We start from the raw sequence: 24,336 nt of genomic DNA on the forward strand, positions 1-24,336 counted from the left end.
GTAGTGTGTATCTTTTTTATAGTAGTGTGTATCTTTGGAACTTTTCCAAATAAAAATTGCACGCTGTCGAAGTATCCTTATAAAGATAACCCTCAGATATTTGAACGGTTTATAAGGCGCGATTTATAATTTATAATATTCCCACTTGATGCTGAAAATGAATTATTACGAATGAAAATAACCATTAAGAATAAAATTAAGGGATTAAGGGCATTAAGGGTTTGGTTAGAAATATGACATCTTAATATTCTTCATGCCTTAATGATTCAAAGAGTATAACCATTAAGAAAATTATTAAGGGCATTATGGGTTTGATTAGAAATATGACATCTTAATATTCTTCATGCCTTAATGGTTCAAAGAGTATAACCATTAAGAAAAAATTAAGGGATTAAGGGCGTGAAGGGTTTGGTTAGAAATATGACATCTTAATATTCTTCATGCCTTAATGGTTCAAAGAATATAACCATTAAGAAAAAAATTAAGGGATTAAGGGCATTAAGGGTTTGGTTAGAAATATGACATCTAAATAATCTTAATGCCTTAATGGTTCAAAGAATATATCCATTAAGAAAAAATTAAAGGATTAAGGGCATTATGGGTTTGGTTAGAAATATGAGATCTTAATATTCTTAATGCCTTAATGGTTCAAAGAATTTAACCATTAAGAATAAAATTAAGGGATTAAGGGCATTAAGGGGTCGGTTAAAAATATGACATCTTAATATTCTTAATGCCTGAATGGTTCAAAGAATATAACCATTAATGGTTTGATTAAGGAATACTACTTCTTAGTGATTCAAGATATTCCTTTTAAAGCGCTAATAGTTTCCATGGGATTGACGGATCCAAAAATAAAGCTACCTGATACCAGGATATGAGCACCGACCGCGAGCAGTTTTGGAGCGTTTGTTAAATTCACGCCGCCATCGACTTCAATTTTTGTATTGGCACCCGTTTTCTCAATTAAATTACGGACAAGTTCAATTTTTTGATAGGTCTGTTCTATGAATCTCTGTCCACCGAAACCAGGGTTTACCGACATAATCATGAGCTGATCAACATCGTGAATAATGGCTTCGAGATTGTTGACCGCTGTATGCGGATTAAGCGCAACACCTGCTCGCATGCCTTCCTGTTTAATAGTTTGAATGGTGCGGTGTAAGTGGGTGCAGGCTTCAAAGTGAACAATTAAATTATCGGCACCAGCCTCTTTAAATCGATGGATATAGCGATCAGGTTTTATGATCATTAAATGCACATCAAGCGGTTTTGCGGCTAGCTTTTTTATGGCCTTAATAACAGGAAAACCAAAGGAAATATTGGGAACGAAAACGCCATCCATAATGTCCACATGAATCCAGTCGGCAGCGCTATTATTGAGCATTTCAATGTCCTTGCCCAGATTGGCAAAATCGCCCGAAAGAATTGAAGGAGCTATGAGATGAGACATTAGATCTAGTTTTACTACAAGATAAATAAAAAAGCAAATACAATCGGATAAACTCTTGTTTTATCCTTTTAATCAGTTCTGATTTAAGCAAGTGTTTTCTTTTTTGTAGATTTATTATAAGTTTAAAAAGTTCTATAATTCTATCATTTTTTAACATGCTTCTCATGCGGCAAAATTAGACTCAATTATAATGTAGGAATGCTACTTAGGTAGCATTACAATTTAAGTGTCCCATTTAATTTTGAGTAGTGTCAGCACTAAATATTTAACGTCTCAAACGGTATGAATTAAGTGCCGCTTACAAATGAAACCTACGGATACGTGACTTAATTAAATAGAGAAAACATGTACACGGCCATTATAATCGTTTTTGTATTAGGGTATTTTGCCATCGCTTTAGAGCACAATATCAAAATTAACAAGACGGCTACCGCATTGCTGTTGGGAGTTTTGTGTTGGACCTTATTAATTTTCGGACATCCTAGTATTTTTCCAGATTTAGATACCACCACGGCATATCAATTTCTGTCTGATGCATTATTAGAACATATTGGCGAAATTTCAGAAATCCTATTCTTTCTATTGGGGGCCATGGCCATTGTTGAATTAATGGATGCCCATGGCGGATTTACAATTATAACAGACAAAATTAAGATAACCAAGAAGGCTCATTTACTATGGGCACTTACTCTAATAACATTTTTTCTATCGGCTTTGTTGGATAATCTGACAACCTCCATTGTTATGGCTGCAGTTTTAAGAAAAATGGTAAAAAATAAAAACGATTTATGGCTTTTTGCATCGATGATGATTATTGCTGCCAACGCTGGTGGCGCTTGGTCGCCCATTGGAGATATTACAACAATTATGCTCTGGATTGGTGGGCAGATTACGGCGCTTAATATCATAACCCATATTTTTATCCCAAGCATGGTCGCTGTTATTGTGCCGTTGATTATTTTTAGTTTTAAAATGAAAGGAGTTATCGAGACTGACTTTTTAGGATCAAAGGATGAAGATGAAATTAACGTCAGTCATTTGGAGAAATACTTGGTGTTTTATATTGGATTAGGGGTTTTGTTATTTGTTCCAGTTTTTAAAACCTTAACCCATTTACCTCCGTTTATGGGGATATTGTTTGGATTGAGCATTGTTTGGATTTTAACTGAAATTCTGCATAAGAATAAGGAGCATAAACACAAAAAAGCCTTATCAATTTCAGGCGTCTTACAGCGTGTGGATAGCACAAGTATCTTATTCTTTTTAGGAATATTAATCGCCGTTGCCGCTTTACAAACCTCAGGACATTTAGCACAGCTTTCAGGCATTTTAGACGCTAATTTTAAAAGCATTTATACTGTTAATATCCTCATTGGCCTTTTATCTTCTATTATCGATAATGTACCGATGGTGGCGGGTGCCATGGGAATGTATTCCATAGAAACCTATCCAGTGGACCACGCATTCTGGGACCTATTGGCCTATTGTGCAGGAACTGGCGGTAGTATTTTAATCATTGGTTCGGCAGCAGGAATTGCTATTATGGGCATATTCAGGATTGATTTTATGTGGTATTTAAAGAAAATTTCGCTGGTCGCTTTGATCAGTTACTTATGTGGTGTAGCCGTCTATTATATGCTAAATTAACCGCGATAAACTCACAAGTTTATGAGTTTTAAATAGAATTTAAACGACGTGCTTTTGCTTCTGAAGTTTTTATAAAGCTAGAACATCTTTTTTTGAAACAAGCCGCTGTTAAAATGCGTCGCTAATCACGCTGATGTCACTTATATTTTTAAACCCTATTGTCCAATAAAGAACCAAGACCATTTCATTGATAGAACATAGAAAATAGACTTGTGCTGTAAAGACTTGAAGGCGTTGATTTTAAAATTCAAGACCCGCTCCAAATCTTCTTTTTTAAAAGCGTTGTAATAAAAAATAATAGAAACTTATAGTTGAACAAACTTTAAAAACCTCTATGTATAGAAGGTTACGAGAATTACTGCAAGTTTTAATCGGGCAACAATAATTTTTAGATAAAAAAACAAATATCAATTGTTGATTCAGATGGTTTAAGGAGGCTTAGTGAGAATATTGTAAATAATATCTCAGACTTTATAATTCTTACGCTCTACAGAAATCTACCTTTATTAGAGTGATTTTTAAAAGCTTCTTAGAGCATTAATTAGGCTTCAAAAGACAATTTATAAATTGATGAGAAATTGAATCTTTATAAACGTTATAAGGCTTTTATGTGCGAAATTCTATATGACATTCCAATAAAATTAATCATAAATAAAAACTGAAAACTAATGACAACAACAAATAAATTGGGCATTTGGATGGATCATGCACATGCCCACTTAATAGAAAATTCTGAACCTATGGTTTCAAAGGTCTTGACTTCAGATTCCACTTATGAGGAAAAAGAAAAAACTTTGCTGAAAAGCGAAAGAATAATGCACAATAAGGATCAGCACGAAGAATCTGAGTATTACAAAGAAATTGCGGAATACATCAGAAAATATGATCATGTATTATTGTTCGGACCTACGGATGCAAAAGTTGAGTTATTGAACATTTTAGAAGCCGATCATCGTTTTTCAAAAATAAAATTTGAAGTCATGCAGGCAGATAAAATGTCGGAGCACCAAGAACATGCTTTCGTTAGAGACTATTTCAAACATCATAAACATGATTTATTGCCATAAAAACCATTTGAAGTATAGTATCCAAAGTAAAACGATCATAGCCATTTAAAATGCAATATGAAAAACATTTCGGGACGCGCAGTAATTGGTTAAGAGCTGCTATATTAGGTGCTAACGACGGGATTCTGTCGGTTGCTAGTATTGTTATTGGTGTGGCAGCCGCAAGTTCTACACGAGAAACCATCATTTTGTCAAGTCTGGCAGGATTGGTCGCAGGAGCGTTCTCAATGGCTGCTGGCGAATATGTATCGGTAAGTTCACAATCGGATATTGAAAAATCGGATTTGGAGCGTGAAGAAAATGAATTGAAAACCGCCCCGGAAGAAGAATTACAAGAGCTCTCCAACATTTACAAACAAAGAGGTTTGGAGAGTCAGTTAGCTTTAGAGGTAGCCACACAATTAATGGCACACAATGCCCTTGAGGCACATGCCAGAGATGAATTGGGCATCAATGATATTACACAAGCCCATCCCTTACAAGCAGCATTGTCATCGGGTGCTTCTTTTACACTCGGTGGATTGTTGCCGGTTTTAGTAGCCGTTTTTGGTTCCTTACAATTTATGGAATACATACAATATTGTGCGGCAATCTTGTTTCTTGCTTTTTTAGGTGCCATTGCTGCAAAAGCCGGAGGTTCTCATATAGCAAGAGCGGTAGTTAGGATTACCTTCTGGGGTACAGTGGCTATGGGAATGACCGCTTTAATTGGTTATCTCTTTGGTGCGACGATTTCATAATAGCATAGAAAAATCAAAAACCAACTTTTACTGATGATGACGTCAACTGAATTTTTTTTAAGGCTTAGCGCCGCAGCCTTGGCTGGGCTTTTTATAGGGTTTGAACGCCAGTGGCAACATAAATCTGCGGGACTAAAAACCAATATGTTGGTCGCCATGGGCGGCGCGATTTTCACGATGTTATCCATTCAGTTCGATCATTTTTCCAACGATGTGGATGTGACCCGAATTATCGCGCAAGTGGTTTCAGGAGTTGGTTTTTTGGGAGCTGGTATTATTTTTAAAGAAGGTTTTAGCGTTCATGGATTGACCACGGCAGCTACCATTTGGTGCAGCGCAGCTATCGGTTGTGTGGCGGCCTCTGGATATTTTTTGGAAACATTGATTAGTACGGCTTTAGTGCTTGTTATTAACGTTGGATTGCAGCCTTTGGATACGTGGATGAAAAACAGAAAATAAATTAAAGTTGATGAAATCGTTTTTAGAAAGTTTAAGGCAAGACACATTTCTTTTAACGCATGTAATCAGCATTATTGTGATTACCATAATTGTCTATTTCTGCTTTAACCGAATGATAGGACGAGGGATTAAAAAACACATGACCGATGACGATTTTGACGCCACCAATTTAAAGTTTTTGCAACGTGCTCTTGGGTTTGTCATCATTATGGTGGGGTTGAGCTTTGTCATTTTCATGATTCCCAATTTAAAGCATATTGCCACAACCATATTAGCGGGTGCAGGAGTTTTGGTGGCTGTTATTGGATTTGCTTCCCAGCAAGTGCTGTCAAATTTAATCAGTGGCATCATGATCGTCGTCACAAAACCGTACCGCTTAAAAGACAGGGTAACCGTGAGGTCAAATAGCGGTGTGGTTGAAGATATTACCTTGAGACATACCATCATCAAGAATTATGAAAACAAACGCGTGATTATCCCTAACTCGATCATGAGCAATGAGGTCATTGTCAATGCCAACTTTGCCGATGACATGTGTTGCCAATGGGTGGAAATAAGTATCTCTTATACGGCCAATATTAAAAAGGCCAAAGCCATTATGAAGGAGGAAGTGGTAACCCATCCTTTATTTATAGATCATAGAAAATATCTCAACAAAAAAATGGATACCGACATTGCACCAATTCGTGTGATTGCGGTAGGGGAATTCTCCATCACTTTGCGGGCTTGGACCTGGGCGGCCAATCCTGGAGATGCCTATGTCATGGGCTGTGATTTGTTGGAAAACATCAAAGAACGCTTTGACAAGGAAGGTATTGAAATTCCTTATCCTTACAGTAATGTCATTTGGAAAAATACCAGAGAATAACATGGAAGTCCGTTTAAAGCTTGTTAAATCACATTGGAAACTTATTTTGCAAATAGCCCTTGGGGTATTTTCTGTTTTACTGGCGATTTACTTTGTAAAACACGAACGCACTGAGCTTACTCAAGTGAAACAAGTCCTAATGCAAGCAAAGATTTTATGGTTTATTGTGGGCGTTTTATTAGTGTTTTTATTTGTGGCAGTTCAGGGTTGGATGTATCAATATAGTTTTAAAGCCATTCAAAAACGGATTCCTTTTAAAGTGGCGATGTTGCTTTATCTCAAACGTAATTTTATCAGTGTGTTTATTCCCGCTGGTACGATTACGAATGTTTTGTTTTTTAATAAGGATATTGAAGAAAAGCAAGGCATTGAAAAAGGCTCTATTTATTACGCTTCCACGTTGTTTTCTATATGTTCTATAGTCTCTAGCATTTTGGTGGCGCTGCCAGCAATTTTGATGTTGTTCTTAAAAGGCGATCTCAAGAAAGATATGGTCTATGGAATTCTTGGTTTACTTGTGGTTTTTGGACTGCTTACCTATCTTATAGTAAGCCTTATTAAGAAAGGCTTTGTTTTTAAATTCATAGAACATAAAGCACCAGAAGTTGCCAAAATCATTGATGATTTACAACAGCAAACTCTCAATAAGTTAGAGCTTTTAAAAGTCCTGTTATTTTCCTGCGTTATTGAAGTTATCGGGATTGCGCATTTGTACATCGCCATGGGCGCTTTGGGTTTAACACCATCATTAATAGTGGCGGTTATTGGCTATGCCTTGGTGCTTATTCTTTTGCTGAGTTCTCCGTTTTTAAAAGGAATTGGAGCCATTGAACTGGCCTTGACCTATGCGCTCACATTGTTCAATTATGATGCTGTTTCTGCACTTTCTGTGGTGTTTTTATTTCGTTTTTTCGAGTTTTGGAGCGTGATGCTTCTTGGTGTTTTTGCGCTATTGTTTAAGAAAGATGGGCTTTTTATGCAGCTATTGGCACCCATTTTATTATTGTTTCTTGGTATTGTCAACATTCTTTCTGCATTGACGCCTGCATTGGTTTCGCGCCTAAAGCTTTTAAAGGATTTTATACCTTTTGATGTCATTGAACTATCCAATAATGCAGTGCTTGTTATTGGTGTCATTTTAATGTTTACGGCGGTAACACTCATCAAAGGCTATAAAAACTCCTATTATTTGGCACTTTTACTGACCATTTTGTCTTTGGTAGGACATCTTGTTAAAGGGATTGATTATGAGGAGTCTATCTTGGCGTCTTTTGCCATCGGCGTGCTTTTATATCAGCGTAAATCCTATTATATAAAATCGATACCATTAAAATATCTAAAGTTAGAAAATGGATTGGTTTTTATGACGTCTGTTATCATTTATGGCGTCATTGGGTTTTATTTTCTTGATAAACGCCATTTTAATGTCAACTTCACAATGGGCGATTCTATTATTGAAACCTTGAAAGCGGCGGTGCTTATTGATGGCGATTTACTTCCAGTAACGGCTTTTGGACGCTATTTTTTAACCAGTATTAATCTTTTGGGCGTATCAAGTTTGCTTTACTTTTTTTGGTTGATTTTCAAGCGACTGAAGCAGCCGAATCTGGTGGATGCTGCTAGTATTGAAAAAGCTAAGCAAATGGTCAAGGATTTTGGCGATTCATCACTAGATTATTTTAAGACTTATGGCGATAAAAACTTCTATTTTTTTCAAAATGACGACGGATTTGTATCCTACAAGACCACGGCAAGTTATGCGGTGGTATTGGAGAATCCTGTTTTAAAAAGTCATTCGTCAGAGGTGATTCAAGAGAGAATTAAAGAATTTGAAAGTGCAATGTTATCAAAAAACCTCAACGCCATTTATTACCGAATTCCTGAACAATCTTTAAAAGTTTATGAGGCTCTGGGCAAAAAAAAATTGTTTTTAGGAGAAGATGCCTTTGTAGATCTTGAAACCTTCAACTTAGAAGGCGACGATGGGAAATCCATGCGTAATTCAATTAATAAACTTAAAAAGGCAGGGTTTTATTTTAAGGTCAACCCAGCGCCGCAATCGGATGGCTATTTGCAACATCTGGCTTTTGTTTCCGATAGTTGGTTGAAAGACTTGGATCGGACGGAGCTCTACTTTTCACAAGGTGTGTTTAATGCCCATGAGCTAAAACAACAAACCATTTTAACCATTGAAAACGGCGAACATAAAATAGTGGCCTTTGTTAATATTGTCGACAGTAGTGTAGAAGGGCAAATTAATTTTGATTTAATGCGAAAAACGGCAGATGCGCCAAGCGGAACGATGGATTTTCTGTTTGTTGAAATGATGCAATATTACAAAGTTGAAGGATTTAAAACCATCAGTTTGGGAATGGTGCCCTTGTCTGGCATCGACAAACCAGAAAACATCCAAGAACAGGCCCTAAAACTGGCCTACGAAAAAATAAAACAGTTTGGCCATTATAAGAGTTTGAGGTCTTTTAAGGAGAAATTCAATCCCTATTGGGTCAAAGTGTATGCGGTTTATGATACCGATTTGGATTTGATTAATCTAACCCGAGTATTGGGCAAAGTGATGAAACAGAGTGAAGACATCTAAAAAATCACGATTGTCCGGAAAAGAATTAAGACACTTCGACAAGCTCAGTAACCGCCGCTTCGCTGATAGAATCAAGAACAGAGACTAAACTCGTAATTAATTGAAAATAAGGGCTGTGAAATTCATAATTAGAATGGGTTATGATGTTTTAGCAATAGTTTTCAAAAAACCTCGAAATGAAGGAGATTGAGGATCAAAAACATTGGAAGACCTTTATTTATGACTATTCTCAGTTGATCAACGCAACTTTAATCGGACAATAATGCTAAAAAAAGAAAAAATGAAAGCCATCTTAATCATTCTAATGATATGCGCGGCATCAATAATGACAGCGCAAAGCCTTCCCAAAGCGGTAGAAAAGGCATTCCATGCGCAATTTCCGAACACTGAAATTTCGTCGTGGAAAAATAATAATTCTTACAAACCTTTAACGACTGATGTTTTATATCCAACCGATGATATGAATGGCGCCACGGCGATTGAAACAAGTCATGTGCCTGATGATACAAAAGAACTTGGATTGAAAGATCCGCTCGCGGCCACTGAATATTATATTTTTTTTACAAAAGATAATACCAACTGGACAGCAACCTTTAGGACGGATGGAATGTTCATTGTTGCCCATGCTAAGGTGGATGCATTACCTGAAAAAGTATCGGAAGCCATTGCAGATGCATTTAAAGGCCAAATCATTAAAATAGTAGACGATATTCAAAAAGTCATTGTCCCCAGTAGTGAAACACCAATTTACAGAGTTTATGTGAAACCTAAAAAAGGAAAAAAGCACATTGTAAAAGTAAATACGGACGGCACGGTATTATCAAACAAGAAAAAATAATTGCAACGAGAGTAATCTAATGAAAATAAAATGGATTGGTATGGCAGCTATTGCAGGCGTTATGGCTTGCGTTATGGAGTTGATAATTGAGTTTTATGCCGCTTCAAAAAACCCAGGCTATTCTCCGATTTCTCAATCTATAAGTTATTTGGGTAATCCTGAAAGTCCAACCCATCATCTCGTTAAAATTGGGAGTGTCATTTTTACAATTTTGTTCGTCTTATTTGCCTTCGGATTTTTTAAGGCTTTTAATCATTCTTTTGATAAAAGCAAGATGGCCACTTTGTTGCTTGTGCTTTATGGTTTCGGTCAAGGAATGGGAGCAGGCCTATTTAGTTTGGATGCCTCTAAATCAAAAGTCAGTTGGATGAATATAGGCCATGATATTTTTAGTGGTATTGGCGATGTGGCTTTGGTGCTCTTTCCAATGGTTATGCTATTCTTTTTTAGTAAAACCAAACGGTATTTTACGATGCTTATTTCGGTATTAGGAATTGCTTTTATGCTCCTTTTTCTATCTGCAAAATTTGAATGGACGCCTCAAACAATTCCTTATAAAGGACTTTGGCAACGGCTGTTTCAAGTTGTTTATTTTGTGTATTTCATGTTTATCGCATATCAAATGAATATTAAAAATACATCTCAGATGCATTCGCTCTCGAATACTTCGAATGTTAAGATTTAATTCGTTAAATTTATACGAAACAATGTCGAGTTAATAGTGTGATTGTCAATAGTCAAGGCGCGTGCGTAGATGCGCTTTAACAACTTTATGGATGTTTTTTAAAGTGGAACATCTGAAAAGGACAACGCGTTTTTAGAGGATTAACAGTACTAACAAGAAGATAGAATGACTGCAAACGACCCGCATTACGAGTATTGTCTCAATAAACTTCGGATAAATCCACTGTTTGAGAATTTAGATGATGAAACATTGGAGTCATTAATGGGCTGTCTATCATTAAAAAAATGGAATAAGAATTCAGAATTCTTCTATGGAGATCAAACCTTTTATAAATTTTTTATTATCATTTCCGGCCGATTAAAAATGTATCAAATTGATATTGAGAACGGACGGGAGTTTACTGTTTTTCTTTTAACCCAAAATGATGTTTTTGACGTGGTTTCGCTTTTGGATGGTTTAAAACATTCCATGAATTTTGAAACAATTGATGATGTAGAAGTGCTTTATGCACCCATCGATTTGATGCGCGATTGGATAGAAAGCCATCCGAAAATCAACAAAACGCTGTTGCCATATCTTGGTAGATGTATGAGAATGTTAGAAGTCAATCTTACCGATAATGTGCTCTCAGACATTCCCACCAGACTTGCAAAACTAATCCTTTCCAATGTCAATGAATCTTCTCAGCAACTACAGCTTATCAATGACTTGTCCAATTATGAAATTGCAAACATGATTGGCTCTACACGAGCGGTTGTCAATAGGCAAATACAAGTTTTCAAGAAAGCAGGCATGTTGGATATTCATCGCAAGAGTATAAGCATTAAGGATTTAAAGTTATTATTGGACGAAGTTTCTGGAAAGTATTAAGTTTTTTATAAGTATAGCGCGCTGGGTCTATTCTGAAAAGGATGGCCTTTTTTTATTGTGAATAATTTGTTAAAACTATAGAAGTGCTACTTAGGTAGCATTTTACTGATAATAAGGATGGTAGTTTTATGTTAGTATTAAAATAAATTACTAACAATTAAAATTTTTCGCGATGAGACATTTCTTCATTGGTTTATGTTTTTTGGGCCTGACCAGCTCGGTTTTTGCTCAAGACGGCATTGTTTTTAAGGAAACTCTTAAAAAAGAACAAGTGCCAACTGTAGTTTTAGAAGCTATTGACGTTGATTTTCCAGGGTATGTTTTAAGAGAATTTGCAGCGTCTCCAGTTGAGTATGTTGAAAAGGATGTTTACGTTAATAATGATGTGGATGCTGATATTGACACCTATCAAGTTTCAATGGAAGGAAATGGCAAAATGATTATTGCAACTTATAATAGTGAAGGTAAGTTATTGTCTACTGTTGAAAATCTTAAAAATGTGACACCGCCTTTAGCTGTTCAGCGAGCTTTACTTAAAGCATATCCAGGATGGACTATTTCAAAAGATAGCTACCATATGTCTAACCACAGCCACGGAAAAGAAAGAGAGCGTTATAGATTTGTGCTCACTAAAGATGGACAAAAAAAACATGTCGATACCGATGCCAATGGTGTCATTTTGAAAGGAGCCCATAAAATGTAATAATTAAACTATTGAAATACATGCGCATCTTTAAATGATGACGGTGTGTTTGTAATATTAAATTGAAATGAAAACTCTGAAATTTCTGATTTTAATAAGTGTCATAGGCTGTTTTGTAAGTTGCAAAAAGAGCGAAGATCAAAAAAGTGTAGCAAAAGTTGCGGTCGTACGGGGTGAAAACAACATGGAATTACCCAACAAATCTGACGTCGCTTTTTTCAAGGCATTTGAGGCTTTAAAAAAAAAGGAATACCGGCTTGCCGGAGAACATGTGTTGCTTGGAGTACAAGAGCTGACTGCCGAAGCCAAAGGAGCACTATTCAATGATCAATTAAATACGAATCTAAAACATCTTACTGATGTCGCACATCAGCTTCAAGCCGGAAAAAATGTTAACCAAGAAGCCCTGCGCAACCTGATTGCCAATGCCGAAATTAATGTGAATCATGAGTATTTGATGTCTGACAATGAACTTGTCATGATGAAGTCAGAAAAAGCAAATGAAGCAAGATTGCATGAATCTTTAGATCGTAATGTGATGAATCTTGAAACAGGGATTGAAAAATTGGAAGGCAATGCAAAAAAAGAAAGCAAAAAGTTAGAGGAGGAAGGCAAAAAGTTGAAGGAAGAATTTGAAGCTTGGAACGAACGTGTTCAGGAGCATACTAAAAATGCCGAAGAACATTTCAGAAAATATCAACCAGAGAATGTTTATACCTGGGGACTGTATCCTTTACAATAAATTTGTTTTTTTATTATAAAAGTTGGTTAGTTTGAGAAAGGGGTTGCCTATAAAGTAACCTCTTTTTTATGAAAAAAAACACGACTGCTACTTAAGTAGCAGTCAGTGATATAAAGTGAGAATACCTTTATGTAGAGAATTAAAATCATTAACTAAAAAATATGAATATTATGAAAACTATTAAACTATTACCAGCTTTACTTATAGCCTTATCACTGATCGGCTGTAAAGAAAAGCAACCTGATGTAGTTACAGATGAGGTTATTGAAGAAACCGTGGTTAAGGCCATACCAAGAGCATCAGACACGTATTTTGAACAAGCCATCAACGCTTATGAAAATGCCGATAAAGTCGAAGCAAAGAAAAAAATAGACGCAGGTATTGAGGCTTTGGACAAAGAAAGTAAGGACGTTTCTGGACTTAACAAAGCCAATCTTGATATGTCAAAAGACCAATTAAGAAATATTGCAAGCAAATTGGATGGTAATTTTGATATTTCGGTTGAAGGATTGAAAGAAGCCATTGCCAACGCCGAAATCAATATTGCACATAACTATTTGGCAACCGATGATGTGTATGTATTGACACCAAAAGCAAGGTTAAGAGAAAATTATTTGCAAAATGCTTTAGATTATAATCTCAAAAGTCTTGAGGCAGGGACTTCAAAACTAACAGGCGAAGCAAGAATAGAAGGTGAGAAACTTGGTGCTGAAGGCAAAAAGCTAAAAGAAGAATTTGAGGCATGGAAAAAACGTGCTGAAGATCATGCAAAAAGAGCAGATGAGCATTTCAAAAAACACCAAACAGAATACAGCAATTATGATCGAGTCTATGCCATGTGATTTTAATGCGATCTATTTATTTCAAGCACTCCACTAACATTAGAGTTACTTTTTAGTAGCCTCTTTTTTTATAGATAAAACTGCTACTTAAGTAGCAGTTAGCTGATAGTAAGTATGATAGATTCACTTTAAAATCAAAATATAGAGTCAAGAATTAAAATTAATTATTAATAACTAAAATTTATCGCCATGAAAAACTTTTTAATCGGTTTATTTATTTTGGGTCTAACCAGCTCAGCATTTGCACAAGATGATATTGTTTTTAAGGCCAAACTTAAAAAAGAACAAGTGCCAACAGTAGTTCTAGAATCTGTTGATGTTGATTTTCCAGGCTTTGTTGTCGAAGAATTCGCCGCCTTGCCTATTGAATATGTAGAAGAGGATGTATATGTCAATGATGATTTCGATTATGATGATGTCGACACCTATCAAATTTCATTAACTGGAAAAGGTAAAACGCTTATCGCAACCTATAACAGTGAAGGAAAATTATTGAATACTGTTGAAAATCTTAAAAATGTGGCCCCACCAGCAGCTATATCAAAAGCCTTAGCCCAAGAATATCCAGGATGGGTAATTTCAAAAGATTCTTACCACATGTCACATTACATCCATGGCAAAGAAAAAGAGCGCTATAGATTTACAATGACGAAAGACGGAAAGAAAAAACACATCTATACTGATGCTGAGGGTAAAATGTTGAACAGATCTAAAAGAATGTAAATAATAAACTGCCGAAAATGCGCCATTGTTCGTAAACTATGATGGCGCATTTTTTTTAATATCTAACTGAAATGAAAGCACTAAAAATTTTAACATTCATGTTTTTTTTTACATTGCTTATTGGATGTAAAAAAATTAATGAAAATATAGATAGTAATGAAAGCTTAAAAGCTGATGAGAACATCGGTGTTATAAGTGACCAAAATGGTACAGAGCAGCTTAATAAATCAGATGTATCTTTTGGCGAAGCGCTTTCAGCATATAGCAATAAAGAGTATAAAAAAGCAGGAGACCTCATTGCTACTGGAGCAAATGAATTGACTGAAGAGGCCAAAACAAAAGGTTCAGAATTTAAGGAGGAGTTAAATATCAGTATTAAACATCTTACAGATATCGCTAAAGAAATCCAAAATGGACAACAAGTGGATGAAAAGGTGCTCTGCAACATGATTGCCAATGCCGAAATCAATGTCAACCATCCCTATTTGGCTTCCGAGAACTTTTATATGTTAACAGAGCCTGAAAAAGTTAATGATTATAGATTTGACAATTCATTAGACTACCACCTCAAAAGTCTTGAAGCTGGTACCAAAAAACTAGAAGGCGATTCAAAAAAAGAAGCCGAAAAATTAGACACTGAGGGCAAAAGACTAAAAGAAGAATTAAAGGTTTGGAATAACCGAGCTGAAGCACATGCCAATAAAACCTTGGAACATTTTAAAAAGTACCAACCAGAATATGTTCCGAGAATGTATCCGATGATGTATTAAAATATTGTTTTTCATTTTTAATGGTTGGTTAGATTGGAAAGAGGTTGCCTAGAAGGGAGCCTCTTTTTTTTATGAAATATTAGTCCAACTGCTACCTAAGTAGCAAGAAATGATATAAAGTGACCATAAATTTGTTTGGAATAAGTCAATAATAACAATTAACTATAAAAACTCATATTATGAAAACCATCAAGCTGTTATCAATTCTCTTTATTGCCCTTGCATTTGTTGGGTGTAAAGAAAAAGAAGCAAATATGGACACGGTCATTGAAGAAACTGTGGTTAGTCCGTTGCCAAGAACGTCAGACATGTATTTTGAACAAGCCATAAAGGCCTATGAAAACAAAAATAAACCAGAAGCCCTTAAACAACTAGATGCAGGTATTGCTGCATTGGAAAAAGAAAGTAAAAATGTGACTGGATTAGATGGTGAAAGCTTTGAATTAGCAAAAGATCAATTAAGAAGCATTGGAGGTAAATTAGATGATAATTTTGATATTTCTATTGAAGGGCTTAAAGAAGCCATTGCCAATGCCGAAATCTATGTTGCTCATAATTATTTGGCATCTGACGATGTTTACGTCTTAACCCCAAAAAACAGAGCTGAGGAAAGGAAATTACACAGGATTTTAGACCACAATATTAGAAGTCTTGAAGTTGGTTCCAAAAAATTGGAAGGCGATGCCAGAAGAGAAGGCGAAAATCTTGAGAAAGAAGGTAAAAAGCTAAAAGATGACTATGAGCAATGGAAAAAACGTGCAGATGCCTATACCCAAAGAGCAGCGGCGCATTTTGAAAGTAATAAAGACGTTTATGAAATATATTAAATAGACTGGTCGATTGCAATACAATTGATTTGGTAAAATTAGATGTGTTAGGGTAGAAAGAGGTGGTTTATTAAAGCCACCTCTTTCTAATAAGTAGGTGGGTTGATTCAAAAAGGCATACAACCAAAATATTTGGTACCTGTTGGTTTATCGTTTTTGCGACCTTCTGTATGATGACCGCACATATCATTTCGCCAGATACAAGTCAGAAATCGTCATGTTGAGCGAACAAGTTTATTTAGTGACTTATAAGGATACATTTATGACCTTAGGTGTTTTTTTCTTGGTGTGTATTCCGATTATTTTATTGATTAAGAAGGTCAAAAACAATGGGTCTGTGGAGTCTATGCCCATGCACTAAATTGCTGTTTAAATTAATTTCCAACTGCTACTTAAGTAGCACTATTTATCATTAGTTGAGTCTAAATTTATAGTATGGATAAACATAATCGCTTTTTAAAATGGAACATGTTGTCACTTCGAAACCAGGTTTTTTTAGTTTTAAAAACCGTCATAATTGGTCAGATAGCAGGTTTTGTTGGTTTTACGCGTTTATTATTTTTCTAGCGGTTGTGGTATTTGCTATTATACTCAAAGTTGCAGGTATTTATGAGTCCATGGGATGGCGCGTTGTGAATGTTTTATTCATTATTGGTGGTCAAATATTAATGGTCATAGATTATAAAAAGCATAAAGATTTTAAATTGGAATTTACCCCTGCCGTTTTTCTTTGTATTCGAACAGGACTTTATTTTGCCCTCTTATTTTTGCCTACAATTGCCATTGTCATCGCCGGATTTCCATTAGAACAAGCAATGATCAATAAAAAAGAACTTTTTAATACCAGTGAATTTCCAGTACAGACCATGGTTTTTGTAAACTGGATTGAAACCATTGCGACGCTATCAGTTTCATGTTTTTCAGCACCACATATTGTTGGTTTTGTAAAGCCTTCAAAAAATTATAAATAAGACTTGTGAAATTAGTGTGCAGCCCCTTGGATTATAGACGTTTCAATAGGCTTTAAATTTGTACCAGCTAAAGATTAATCTTAAAAATATTTAAAATGAAAAAAATATGTATTGCTTTAGACACCAGCCCATCTGCCGAAAAAATTGCAACATTGGGTTATGAATTTGCCCAGGCTTTAAATGCAGAAGTTATATTGGTCCACGTCGTTTATGACGTTTCAATGTATGTTTCAGATTATGATCCGATCATGCAATATGATGGTTTCCTCATAAAAAATAACATGGATCTTATTGAGGATATACATAAGGAAGCAGAAAAGTTTTTAATTGCAACCGCCAAATTTTTAGGAGAGCCCGACCTGGAAACCAAAGTATTGGACGGTAATACCCATGATGAGATATTAGACTTTGCCAAAACTTGGGAAGCCGATTTGTTGGTATTCGGCACCCATAGCCATAGTCGCTGGGAAAATTTGCTGTTAGGAAACATTGCTACCAAACTCGTTAAGCATTCCACAGTCCCATTGTTGGTAGTGCCTATCCGAAATTCATGAACACTTATGCCTTGACATGGTCTATGAAAACAAAAGGGCTTCATTTGGCGTTTTTACTTATCGGAATTGGATTTTTTTGGAATGTGAATGCACAGGTTAAAGTCGATTCCTTGGTTTTTGCTCCTTTTGGAAAAGTTCATCTTTATATTCCACAAGGAATGCCATCCTCAGTAACCATCATGATTTCGGGCGATGGCGGATGGAAATATGGGGTCATCGATTTCTCTAAACATTTCGCCAATCAAAATAGCTTGGTCATAGGTGTTGATATTGTTCAATACAATAAGAATCTTCGGTCAAGATCTGAGGAGTGCTATCATATTTCGGGCGATTTTGTAGCATTGGCGACCAATATTGAGAAAAAATATAAGTTTAAAAGTTATCAAGAACCGCTCCTAATGGGGTATTCCAGTGGTGCAACCATGGTTTTTGCGGTATTGGCACAAGCAAGGCCAAACACGTTTAGAGGAGGTATATCCTTGGGGTTTTGTCCAGATGTGGATTTGCCAAAGCTTTTTTGTGAACTCAACGGACTCAAAGCACATCGATTGCCGAATGACAAATTGTTTTATTTGGATCCGGATTCAAAACTTGGAAATAGATGGATTGTCCTGCAAGGTAAATTGGATAACATCTGTAATTTCAACGATACGAAGAGCTTTTTAGATAAAACCTCCGATGATGAACTTATAATATTAAATAAGGTTGGACATGGTTTTAGCAATTGGTCAGATTTTATGCCGCAATGGGATAAAGCATTCCGCGAATTGACCTCTGAAAAGGAGGTGCAAAAATCGAGTTCCATAAACTCTGAAACTAATAATTCCATTATTGACCTGCCTCTTGTGCTTACACAAAGTGAAAATGAAAAGGAGGGAAGTGCACTTGTTTTCATGATTTCGGGTGATGGCGGATGGTATAGTTTTGAGCAGAATTTGAGCGATCGGTTTTTAAAAACTTGTATTCCAACCATTGGATTGGATGCTAAAAAATATTTCTGGGAAAGAAAGACACCACAACAAGCGGCAGATGATATCTCAAATGTGCTCCATCATTATATGGAGCTTTGGAAGAAACAAAAAGTAATATTGGTGGGTTACAGTATTGGGGCTGAGGTGTTGCCCTTTATTTTTGAAAAGCTCCCGACCGATTTACAAAAATCGTCGCGTATGGTGTTATTGTCGCCCGATGAAAAAACCGATTTTGAGGTGCATTATTTAAATATGCTGGGACTGAAAACCAAAGATGATTATTATGATGTTATAAACGAATTAAGGACTGTCAGTCACATGACGTCTATAAAAGTGATTTTTGGAAGCGAGGAGAAGTCTAAAATGCCTGTTGCACTTTCAGATTATAAGATTACATTTTTGGAGATGCCAGGCGATCATCATTATAATAACGATTACAACGTCATGTTTGAAGCAATTAACAATTCAGTTAATTAATCGGAGTTTATCTTACACGCAAAGATTTTCCCGCAGATCGCGCAGATTTTAAGAACCTACTTCTTTGTGCAACTTTGTGTTTTTCCTTTGTGTAACTTTGCGTCATAGTTTGAATGTTTTCCAGCAGATTGCGCAGATTTTCGCAGATTCTTGATTGCAATCTAAATCAAAAACTTACATTTCTCTAGTTTCTAGTTTCTAGTCTCTAAATTCTATCCTCTATCCTCTAAGCTCTAACCTCTTTCTATCCTCTCTCCTTTATTCCAAAGCACTTCCTAAGCATCTCATACAATTCTGGATGCTTTTTTTTCATTAGTTTTGGTTGTTCAAAAAAGTATTCCGAAGCGACTGCTAAAAATTCAGCTTCATTGGTGCCACCATAATTCCGGATATCCGATTTGTTGTTATTTATGGCTTCCATTTCCTTATGGATGAGTTTTAGCCATGGAACGATATAAGGTTTAGCAATCAATTGTTCTGGAACGCCATCAGTAATCCCGTCTGATTTATCAATTAAATGCACAAATTCATGAATGCCGGTATTTGTTTTATGAGACCCAGGATAAAATCCGAAATGAAGAGCTTTACGAGATAAAATCATCTGTTTTTCAAATCGGCCAGTGCCTACAATTCCTGAAATCTGACGTTTTTCATCGGTCTCGGCAAAACCAAGATCTTCATTAAAATCTTCAGGATATACCAAAACCGTACTTAAATTGGCATAATGCCATTCTGAAAAATTAAAAACGGGAATCACTGCACTCGCAGCAATCAGGACTTTATCGAGGTCTTCAAGTTCAAACCCAACACTATCTAGGTAAACTTCGCTTAAAAAAACCATCATGCGCTTTTGAAAACGCTTTTGTTCAACAAGGGGCAGTTCGGTATAATATTGGACATGCTCCAAAAGTAAGGTGTGCCAGGTTTCTGGAAATGGTTCGGCGGGTTTTTTATTTGTGGAGACAAAAGCATATACCGCAAAACCAGCCAGGACCATAAAAGCGATTATTGTAAACGTCATAAAACAGGGCTATTAGATATGTAAAAGTACCATAATTTTCATAATGGAAACTGAGCCTTGCGGCCTTGTTTTTATTCTGATTAGGAGTTTTGGTTGGCGCTTGAGTTAACGGAATTTGTTCTATGTAGCGTTGCCTTATTTAGATGGATTAATTAAATTTATGAGGAATTAAAAAACAATAAATTATGAAATACTTTAAATATTGTCCGCTATTCGTTTTCTTAATGGTATTAAGCAGTTGTTCAGGTCCTATTACTGAGAAAGATAATCGGAAAACCATATCATTAACAGAAGAAGAACCTTTTAAAATTGTTCTCAAAGGCGATGTTGATTCTGGCTTTGAATGGAAATTGAACTCAGAATTACAATTTGTGAAAATCGAAAGTCCGGTGATAAAAAAGGTATCAGGAGGCACTGAAACCTATACGTTCAATTTCAAGACTGATTCAGACGGAGAGGATTGGATTGAACTTATTTATACCGATGGAGAGACCATTGCAAAAACTTTTGAAGTCCATATTATTGTTGGAGCCATGGGACTTATTGAAGCAAAATAAGTTTCGATTTCGACCTATGAATTGGCAAATTCTGAAAAGAAACTCATCGTGAACTTCAATTGAAAATCTTTTGTGATGATCATGTAGAGTCGTTGATTGATGCCACTCATCGGAATGATGTTTCATCGTTTTTTATGTTTTTTTCAAAGTAAATTTATAATCAGGAGTTGTTGTTTTCTGCTATCTAAGTAGCATAACAATCAAGATTATCTCTTTATTTTTATACTCTAAAGCATATCTAAATGGCACGGTCAATACGATTTTTCATGTTAATTATATTGATGCTCCTTTTAGTAGGATGCGGAAAACCATACACCGAGAAGGATAATGGTAAGACCAATGAATTGAGTGAAGACGATAATTTTCAAATTGTTTTGGAAGGCGATAACAGTTCTGGTTTTAAATGGGTTTTAGAATCAACACCAGATTTTATTGTGTTGCAAAAAACCGACGTGGTTAAGGACAAGGGGAGGGTCATTGACTATGTGTTTAGTTTTAAGACGGTTTCATACGGTGACGCTGTAATCTAAAATGAATAGAATCACAAAAGAAAATATTCTCAACAGAACTTTGGAGTTATATTCGCAAGGACAAGTAATATTGGGAAAGTGAACTGATACTGCCCAAATCCTTTAAAAATAAGTATGCCAGTAACGGTCGATTTAAACGCCTATTTTCAACGCATCGGTTATGATGAGGAGGAAACCACAACTTTAAATGTGCTTCAGGAATTGCACAGACTTCACACACAAGCGATTCCTTTTGAAAATCTAAACTCCTTTTTGGGCATTCCGGTAAAGTTGGACATGGAATCCATTCAGAAAAAACTAGTTCATGATGGACGGGGTGGCTATTGTTTTGAGCAGAATTTATTGTTCAAACAGGTGCTGGAACAACTAGGGTTTTCGGTAAGAGGACTTTCTGCGCGCGTTCTTTGGAATTAGCCAGAAGATCGGATTACGCGACGCAGTCACATGTTGCTGCTCATTGATTATAATGGAGAAAATCTTATTGCTGATGTTGGTTTTGGTACGATGACGCTTACTGGCTCTATGCAATTGAAAACCAACGTGGTTCAGAAAACCCCACATGGTCAGTATCGTTTGTTAAATCATAGTGAGGGAGACTACTTCTTGCAAATAAACATCGGCCAGGAATGGAAAACCATGTACCGTTTTGACTTACAGGAACAATTTTTGCCCGACTATGAAATGGTAAATTGGTACGTGTCGACCTATCCTGAGTCGCGTTTTGTAACCGATTTAATTGTTGCCCGAGCAGATATCGGTTGCAGATATACGCTACACAACAACCAATTTAAACTTAACTATCTCAAGGGTAAAACCGAGCGTAAAGTAGTAACAACTCCCAGTGAATTGCGAAACCTACTCGAAAACGAATTTCAATTGAATCTTTCCAATATCTCAGGGATAGAGAAGGCTTTTGAAAAATTAACGACGTCGGAAAAAAAAGGACGGTCTTAAAAATAGTTCTTTTTCTTGCTGACGAGCTCCTGTTTTTTAATTACAGAATCCAATGATTATTTTTTCTTTATGTGAGCTGAATTTGAGGTCATTCCGCCCGTTTTTTTTAATCCATTAAATCATTATCGCTAGGTTCAAAAATAGCATCGACAATATCAAGGATGCCATTGGACGCCTGAATATCCGCTTTGATAATCTGTGCCCCGCCTATGCTGACCACATCCCCAATAGATCTATCTACTGAAACCTCAAATCCTTTATTAAAACCGATTTAGATAACATCCCATTCTTGAATTCACTTTTCATGGTTTCTTTTGGTAAGGTCGATAAACTTAACTAATTGCTCTCTATTGTTCGGATCCATCAGCTTTACATAATTTTTCACCTTCATATTCTCAAAGGCTTTATTGGTAGGTACAAAAAGCGTATGTGGACGCTCATTCATAAATTGCTCATCCATATTGGCCAAAGTTACCAAATAGGCAAAAGTGGACAGTTGTGGATCCATATGTACCAAATCAATGGTGGTGTAATCCTTAGTATTGCCTATATGATCTAAATAGAATTTTTTTGAGAATAGGCACTCAGGTTAAAAAGAAGAATGCAAGCTCCCACTGCAAATACGTTGTTCAAATGTGTTTTCATGATTTTGTTTTTTTATATTGATATACTAAAGATTTAATCCATACCGCGCAATGAATGCTACTTGAGTAGCAGAAGCTTAAATTTTGCTCTAAAATTTAACTGCAATTTTTTTTTAGATTTTATCAATGGATTATCCTGAAATCGGAGCCTGAATTAATTTTCATCCACAATTAAATTCAACGGGGTGTCAAATTAACGAGCGTTGTGCTACCTACGTAGCAAAACGCTATCTAATAGAAAGTTAATTTTAACGGAATACATAAAAAATTGTGTAATATAAGAACTTTTGACATGAAAAAATTAGCGCTAATTGTTGTTTGTGTTGCTCTGGTAGTATCTTGTAAGGATGCTAAAGAGAAAAAACTCGAGGACGAAATCGTCAATGATGACGATATGATTTTAGAACAAGAAGATATTGTCTATGACATCCAAAACTCGTCAAATACTAGTTTTATGGCAGCTTTGGATGAATATCAAAAAGGCAATTTTGAGAGAGCGTCAGAATATATCGAAAATGGCGTGATTGAATTACGAGAGGAAGAAGAACCTACAGAACTCGTCAATGGTCTTTTGTTGGATAGCGAAATTGAGAAAATTCGTAGTCTTGAAGAATCGGTTAGAACAAATAAAATCAAAGATATAGATGTTTTGACTCAAGCGATGGCTAATGCCGAAATGCTTGTGGCACATAACTATATTGTTTATACGATTTCAACGCTAATAGAGGAGCCGGCGAAAGGGACTTATTATTTTAACAAGGCTTTACGCTCTTTAAACAATGCCGTGTTCAACTTAAAGGGCGAGGCTAAAGATGAAGCCATGCGCATCAGAGCCGACAGTGAAAAGTTGGTTGGAAAAGTAAATTCTGAGCCAAATGCCAAGGATCTAGATAAAGATCTTAAAGTACAAACAAAAAGAATGGAGGATTTTTTGAAAAAATATAAAACCAATTTAAAGTGATTTTTAGAGTATTATTTTAATCAGAAATCATCTCTAAATTAATCTGATTTTGATGATCTTAAAAATACATAATGCTATAAACTGTCATGTTATAGGAGCTTTTTTATGTCGCCATCAATAACGATTATTTGTTTTATTCTGGGTAAATTTGCGAAATCTGAAGGATGATTTTTATTTTCCGCTGATTTCTCAAACGCACGGAGATTTTTTTCTCTTACATGACAAAAATAACGGATATACTAATCGGGTTTCTATGGGGTTAATTTCTCATGCGCAACTAAGTTCAATTGTTTGTCAAATTCATATGAAAATAATATTCCGGTTGGTACATCAATGAGCGGTGTTTCGGCATCAGATCTATTTTCTAGCTTTGCCATCAAGGCTCTAATTGAATTTCCGTGTGCGGTAACCAATACTGTTTTATCCTGAGCCAATTCAGTTACAATAGCTTCGTAAAAATAATTGACCACTCTATTTTGAGTGTCTTTCAATGATTCCGTTGAAGGTAAGATGTTGGTTTCAATATTTTTGTAATTACTATCGTATTGTGGATGCCGTTTATCGTCTAACGTAAGCGGTGGCGGTGCTTGATGCATTCCTCTTCTAACAAATAAATAATCATTTTCACCAACTAATTTTAAAATCTCATCCTTATTTTGGCCTTGCCAAGTCCCATAGTGCCTTTCATTAAGTTTCCAACTGTAAATGCAATCTACATGCATTTGGTCGGCGTTTTCCAAAACGATCCATTGGCTGCGGATGGCGCGTTTTAAATAGGACGAAAAACAGATATCAATGTTTATGTGTTGTTCTTTCAAGAGTTGCCCGACTAATTTTGCTTCTATAATACCTTGAGGAGCCAG

The 24,336-nt window shown here is 35.9% G+C and carries 24 protein-coding genes and 2 pseudogenes; 22 read left to right on the forward strand and 4 right to left on the reverse strand.

Translation table 11 applies throughout. The features are described 5' to 3' along the window. Positions 1-799: 799 nt before the first annotated feature. Positions 800-1,453, reverse strand: coding sequence for a ribulose-phosphate 3-epimerase (gene rpe / locus ABIQ28_RS08265; RefSeq protein ID WP_348036417.1), 654 nt, complete (start codon positions 1,451-1,453; stop codon positions 800-802). A 345-nt stretch (positions 1,454-1,798) separates the two neighbouring features. On the opposite strand from rpe, the gene nhaD reads away from it, so the two are divergent. The 18 genes from nhaD (at position 1,799) to ABIQ28_RS08355 (ending at position 18,806) form a co-directional block, all read left to right on the forward strand. Beyond that, entirely contained in the window at positions 1,799-3,100 is a 1,302-nt protein-coding gene (gene nhaD, locus ABIQ28_RS08270; protein ID WP_348036418.1) for a sodium:proton antiporter NhaD, read from the forward strand. A gap of 668 nt (positions 3,101-3,768) precedes the next feature. Then, positions 3,769-4,167 (forward strand): hypothetical protein, encoded by a 399-nt coding sequence (locus tag ABIQ28_RS08275; protein ID WP_348036419.1) that lies wholly within the window; start codon positions 3,769-3,771, stop codon positions 4,165-4,167. A 50-nt stretch (positions 4,168-4,217) separates the two neighbouring features. Then, on the forward strand, positions 4,218-4,907 hold the full coding sequence (locus ABIQ28_RS08280) for a VIT family protein (protein WP_348036420.1): 690 nt from the start codon (positions 4,218-4,220) through the stop codon (positions 4,905-4,907). 33 nt (positions 4,908-4,940) lie between these two features. Then, positions 4,941-5,366: an MgtC/SapB family protein gene (locus ABIQ28_RS08285; RefSeq protein WP_348036421.1), complete on the forward strand. Its 426-nt coding sequence runs from the start codon at positions 4,941-4,943 to the stop codon at positions 5,364-5,366. Positions 5,367-5,376: 10 nt separating this feature from the next. Beyond that, complete coding sequence (locus ABIQ28_RS08290) at positions 5,377-6,234, forward strand: mechanosensitive ion channel family protein (protein WP_348036422.1); 858 nt, start codon at positions 5,377-5,379, stop codon at positions 6,232-6,234. Between the two features lies 1 nt (position 6,235). Further along, positions 6,236-8,833, forward strand: coding sequence for a phosphatidylglycerol lysyltransferase domain-containing protein (locus ABIQ28_RS08295; RefSeq protein ID WP_348036423.1), 2,598 nt, complete (start codon positions 6,236-6,238; stop codon positions 8,831-8,833). A 280-nt stretch (positions 8,834-9,113) separates the two neighbouring features. Continuing rightward, the gene (locus ABIQ28_RS08300; protein ID WP_348036424.1) at positions 9,114-9,671 is read left to right on the forward strand and encodes a hypothetical protein; all 558 of its coding nucleotides are present in this window, start codon (positions 9,114-9,116) and stop codon (positions 9,669-9,671) included. A 40-nt stretch (positions 9,672-9,711) separates the two neighbouring features. After that, positions 9,712-10,356 carry a DUF998 domain-containing protein gene (locus tag ABIQ28_RS08305; protein ID WP_348036425.1) on the forward strand — a complete coding sequence of 215 codons (645 nt, stop codon included), beginning with the start codon at positions 9,712-9,714 and terminating at the stop codon, positions 10,354-10,356. A gap of 165 nt (positions 10,357-10,521) precedes the next feature. Then, positions 10,522-11,226, forward strand: a complete 705-nt coding sequence (locus ABIQ28_RS08310) for a Crp/Fnr family transcriptional regulator (RefSeq protein ID WP_348036426.1) — start codon at positions 10,522-10,524, stop codon at positions 11,224-11,226. A 172-nt stretch (positions 11,227-11,398) separates the two neighbouring features. Next, positions 11,399-11,929: a hypothetical protein gene (locus ABIQ28_RS08315; RefSeq protein ID WP_348036427.1), complete on the forward strand. Its 531-nt coding sequence runs from the start codon at positions 11,399-11,401 to the stop codon at positions 11,927-11,929. Positions 11,930-11,996: 67 nt separating this feature from the next. Next, positions 11,997-12,671 (forward strand): hypothetical protein, encoded by a 675-nt coding sequence (locus ABIQ28_RS08320; protein WP_348036428.1) that lies wholly within the window; start codon positions 11,997-11,999, stop codon positions 12,669-12,671. Positions 12,672-12,841: 170 nt separating this feature from the next. Then, the gene (locus ABIQ28_RS08325) at positions 12,842-13,513 is read left to right on the forward strand and encodes a hypothetical protein (RefSeq protein ID WP_348036429.1); all 672 of its coding nucleotides are present in this window, start codon (positions 12,842-12,844) and stop codon (positions 13,511-13,513) included. A 189-nt stretch (positions 13,514-13,702) separates the two neighbouring features. After that, on the forward strand, positions 13,703-14,236 hold the full coding sequence (locus ABIQ28_RS08330) for a hypothetical protein (RefSeq protein WP_348036430.1): 534 nt from the start codon (positions 13,703-13,705) through the stop codon (positions 14,234-14,236). A 98-nt stretch (positions 14,237-14,334) separates the two neighbouring features. Next, positions 14,335-15,006 (forward strand): hypothetical protein, encoded by a 672-nt coding sequence (locus ABIQ28_RS08335; protein ID WP_348036431.1) that lies wholly within the window; start codon positions 14,335-14,337, stop codon positions 15,004-15,006. A 179-nt stretch (positions 15,007-15,185) separates the two neighbouring features. Next, positions 15,186-15,833 carry a hypothetical protein gene (locus ABIQ28_RS08340; RefSeq protein WP_348036432.1) on the forward strand — a complete coding sequence of 216 codons (648 nt, stop codon included), beginning with the start codon at positions 15,186-15,188 and terminating at the stop codon, positions 15,831-15,833. A gap of 461 nt (positions 15,834-16,294) precedes the next feature. Then, positions 16,295-16,804, forward strand: a complete 510-nt coding sequence (locus ABIQ28_RS08345) for a hypothetical protein (RefSeq protein WP_348036433.1) — start codon at positions 16,295-16,297, stop codon at positions 16,802-16,804. Between the two features lie 95 nt (positions 16,805-16,899). After that, a complete protein-coding gene (locus tag ABIQ28_RS08350; protein WP_348036434.1) occupies positions 16,900-17,358 on the forward strand; it encodes a universal stress protein in 459 nt (152 codons plus the stop codon). A gap of 23 nt (positions 17,359-17,381) precedes the next feature. Next, positions 17,382-18,806 (forward strand): AcvB/VirJ family lysyl-phosphatidylglycerol hydrolase, encoded by a 1,425-nt coding sequence (locus tag ABIQ28_RS08355; protein ID WP_348036435.1) that lies wholly within the window; start codon positions 17,382-17,384, stop codon positions 18,804-18,806. 244 nt (positions 18,807-19,050) lie between these two features. Here ABIQ28_RS08355 and ABIQ28_RS08360 read toward each other — a convergent pair whose 3' ends face one another. Further along, positions 19,051-19,827, reverse strand: a complete 777-nt coding sequence (locus ABIQ28_RS08360; protein WP_348036436.1) for a M90 family metallopeptidase — start codon at positions 19,825-19,827, stop codon at positions 19,051-19,053. Positions 19,828-20,012: 185 nt separating this feature from the next. On the opposite strand from ABIQ28_RS08360, the gene ABIQ28_RS08365 reads away from it, so the two are divergent. The 3 genes and pseudogenes from ABIQ28_RS08365 to ABIQ28_RS08375 all read left to right on the forward strand — a co-directional run bounded on the left by ABIQ28_RS08365 (position 20,013) and on the right by ABIQ28_RS08375 (position 21,868). Beyond that, positions 20,013-20,384, forward strand: coding sequence for a hypothetical protein (locus ABIQ28_RS08365; protein ID WP_348036437.1), 372 nt, complete (start codon positions 20,013-20,015; stop codon positions 20,382-20,384). Between the two features lie 242 nt (positions 20,385-20,626). After that, the gene (locus ABIQ28_RS08370) at positions 20,627-20,914 is read left to right on the forward strand and encodes a hypothetical protein (protein WP_348036438.1); all 288 of its coding nucleotides are present in this window, start codon (positions 20,627-20,629) and stop codon (positions 20,912-20,914) included. Between the two features lie 114 nt (positions 20,915-21,028). Beyond that, positions 21,029-21,868: pseudogene (locus ABIQ28_RS08375) on the forward strand (arylamine N-acetyltransferase). Between the two features lie 106 nt (positions 21,869-21,974). Here ABIQ28_RS08375 and ABIQ28_RS08380 read toward each other — a convergent pair. Continuing rightward, positions 21,975-22,376, reverse strand: a pseudogene (locus ABIQ28_RS08380) (fasciclin domain-containing protein). Positions 22,377-22,804: 428 nt separating this feature from the next. Here ABIQ28_RS08380 and ABIQ28_RS08385 point away from each other — a divergent pair. Next, positions 22,805-23,473, forward strand: coding sequence for a hypothetical protein (locus ABIQ28_RS08385; RefSeq protein ID WP_348036439.1), 669 nt, complete (start codon positions 22,805-22,807; stop codon positions 23,471-23,473). Positions 23,474-23,724: 251 nt separating this feature from the next. On the opposite strand, the gene ABIQ28_RS08390 is transcribed toward ABIQ28_RS08385, so the two are convergent. Further along, positions 23,725-24,336 (reverse strand): 2,3-bisphosphoglycerate-dependent phosphoglycerate mutase (locus ABIQ28_RS08390; RefSeq protein WP_348036440.1); only part of this gene is annotated, 612 nt, incomplete at its 5' end.

The sequence above is a fragment of the Gelidibacter sp. genome (genome assembly GCF_039916245.1).
In the GTDB taxonomy this organism is placed as follows: Bacteria; Bacteroidota; Bacteroidia; order Flavobacteriales; family Flavobacteriaceae; genus Gelidibacter.

Coding starts and splice junctions, on each gene's coding strand:
- ABIQ28_RS08330 (WP_348036430.1), top strand. CDS start 13,703: ATGAAAAACTTTTTAATCGGTTTATTTATTTTGGGTCTAACCAGCTCA.
- ABIQ28_RS08305 (WP_348036425.1), top strand. CDS start 9,712: ATGGCAGCTATTGCAGGCGTTATGGCTTGCGTTATGGAGTTGATAATT.
- rpe (WP_348036417.1), bottom strand. CDS start 1,453: ATGTCTCATCTCATAGCTCCTTCAATTCTTTCGGGCGATTTTGCCAAT.
- ABIQ28_RS08310 (WP_348036426.1), top strand. CDS start 10,522: ATGACTGCAAACGACCCGCATTACGAGTATTGTCTCAATAAACTTCGG.
- ABIQ28_RS08315 (WP_348036427.1), top strand. CDS start 11,399: ATGAGACATTTCTTCATTGGTTTATGTTTTTTGGGCCTGACCAGCTCG.
- ABIQ28_RS08355 (WP_348036435.1), top strand. CDS start 17,382: ATGAAAACAAAAGGGCTTCATTTGGCGTTTTTACTTATCGGAATTGGA.
- ABIQ28_RS08385 (WP_348036439.1), top strand. CDS start 22,805: ATGAAAAAATTAGCGCTAATTGTTGTTTGTGTTGCTCTGGTAGTATCT.
- ABIQ28_RS08350 (WP_348036434.1), top strand. CDS start 16,900: ATGAAAAAAATATGTATTGCTTTAGACACCAGCCCATCTGCCGAAAAA.
- ABIQ28_RS08280 (WP_348036420.1), top strand. CDS start 4,218: ATGCAATATGAAAAACATTTCGGGACGCGCAGTAATTGGTTAAGAGCT.
- ABIQ28_RS08370 (WP_348036438.1), top strand. CDS start 20,627: ATGGCACGGTCAATACGATTTTTCATGTTAATTATATTGATGCTCCTT.
- ABIQ28_RS08295 (WP_348036423.1), top strand. CDS start 6,236: ATGGAAGTCCGTTTAAAGCTTGTTAAATCACATTGGAAACTTATTTTG.
- ABIQ28_RS08335 (WP_348036431.1), top strand. CDS start 14,335: ATGTTTTTTTTTACATTGCTTATTGGATGTAAAAAAATTAATGAAAAT.
- nhaD (WP_348036418.1), top strand. CDS start 1,799: ATGTACACGGCCATTATAATCGTTTTTGTATTAGGGTATTTTGCCATC.
- ABIQ28_RS08325 (WP_348036429.1), top strand. CDS start 12,842: ATGAAAACTATTAAACTATTACCAGCTTTACTTATAGCCTTATCACTG.
- ABIQ28_RS08340 (WP_348036432.1), top strand. CDS start 15,186: ATGAAAACCATCAAGCTGTTATCAATTCTCTTTATTGCCCTTGCATTT.
- ABIQ28_RS08320 (WP_348036428.1), top strand. CDS start 11,997: ATGAAAACTCTGAAATTTCTGATTTTAATAAGTGTCATAGGCTGTTTT.
- ABIQ28_RS08285 (WP_348036421.1), top strand. CDS start 4,941: ATGATGACGTCAACTGAATTTTTTTTAAGGCTTAGCGCCGCAGCCTTG.
- ABIQ28_RS08345 (WP_348036433.1), top strand. CDS start 16,295: ATGGAACATGTTGTCACTTCGAAACCAGGTTTTTTTAGTTTTAAAAAC.
- ABIQ28_RS08275 (WP_348036419.1), top strand. CDS start 3,769: ATGACAACAACAAATAAATTGGGCATTTGGATGGATCATGCACATGCC.
- ABIQ28_RS08365 (WP_348036437.1), top strand. CDS start 20,013: ATGAAATACTTTAAATATTGTCCGCTATTCGTTTTCTTAATGGTATTA.
- ABIQ28_RS08290 (WP_348036422.1), top strand. CDS start 5,377: ATGAAATCGTTTTTAGAAAGTTTAAGGCAAGACACATTTCTTTTAACG.
- ABIQ28_RS08360 (WP_348036436.1), bottom strand. CDS start 19,827: ATGACGTTTACAATAATCGCTTTTATGGTCCTGGCTGGTTTTGCGGTA.
- ABIQ28_RS08300 (WP_348036424.1), top strand. CDS start 9,114: ATGAAAGCCATCTTAATCATTCTAATGATATGCGCGGCATCAATAATG.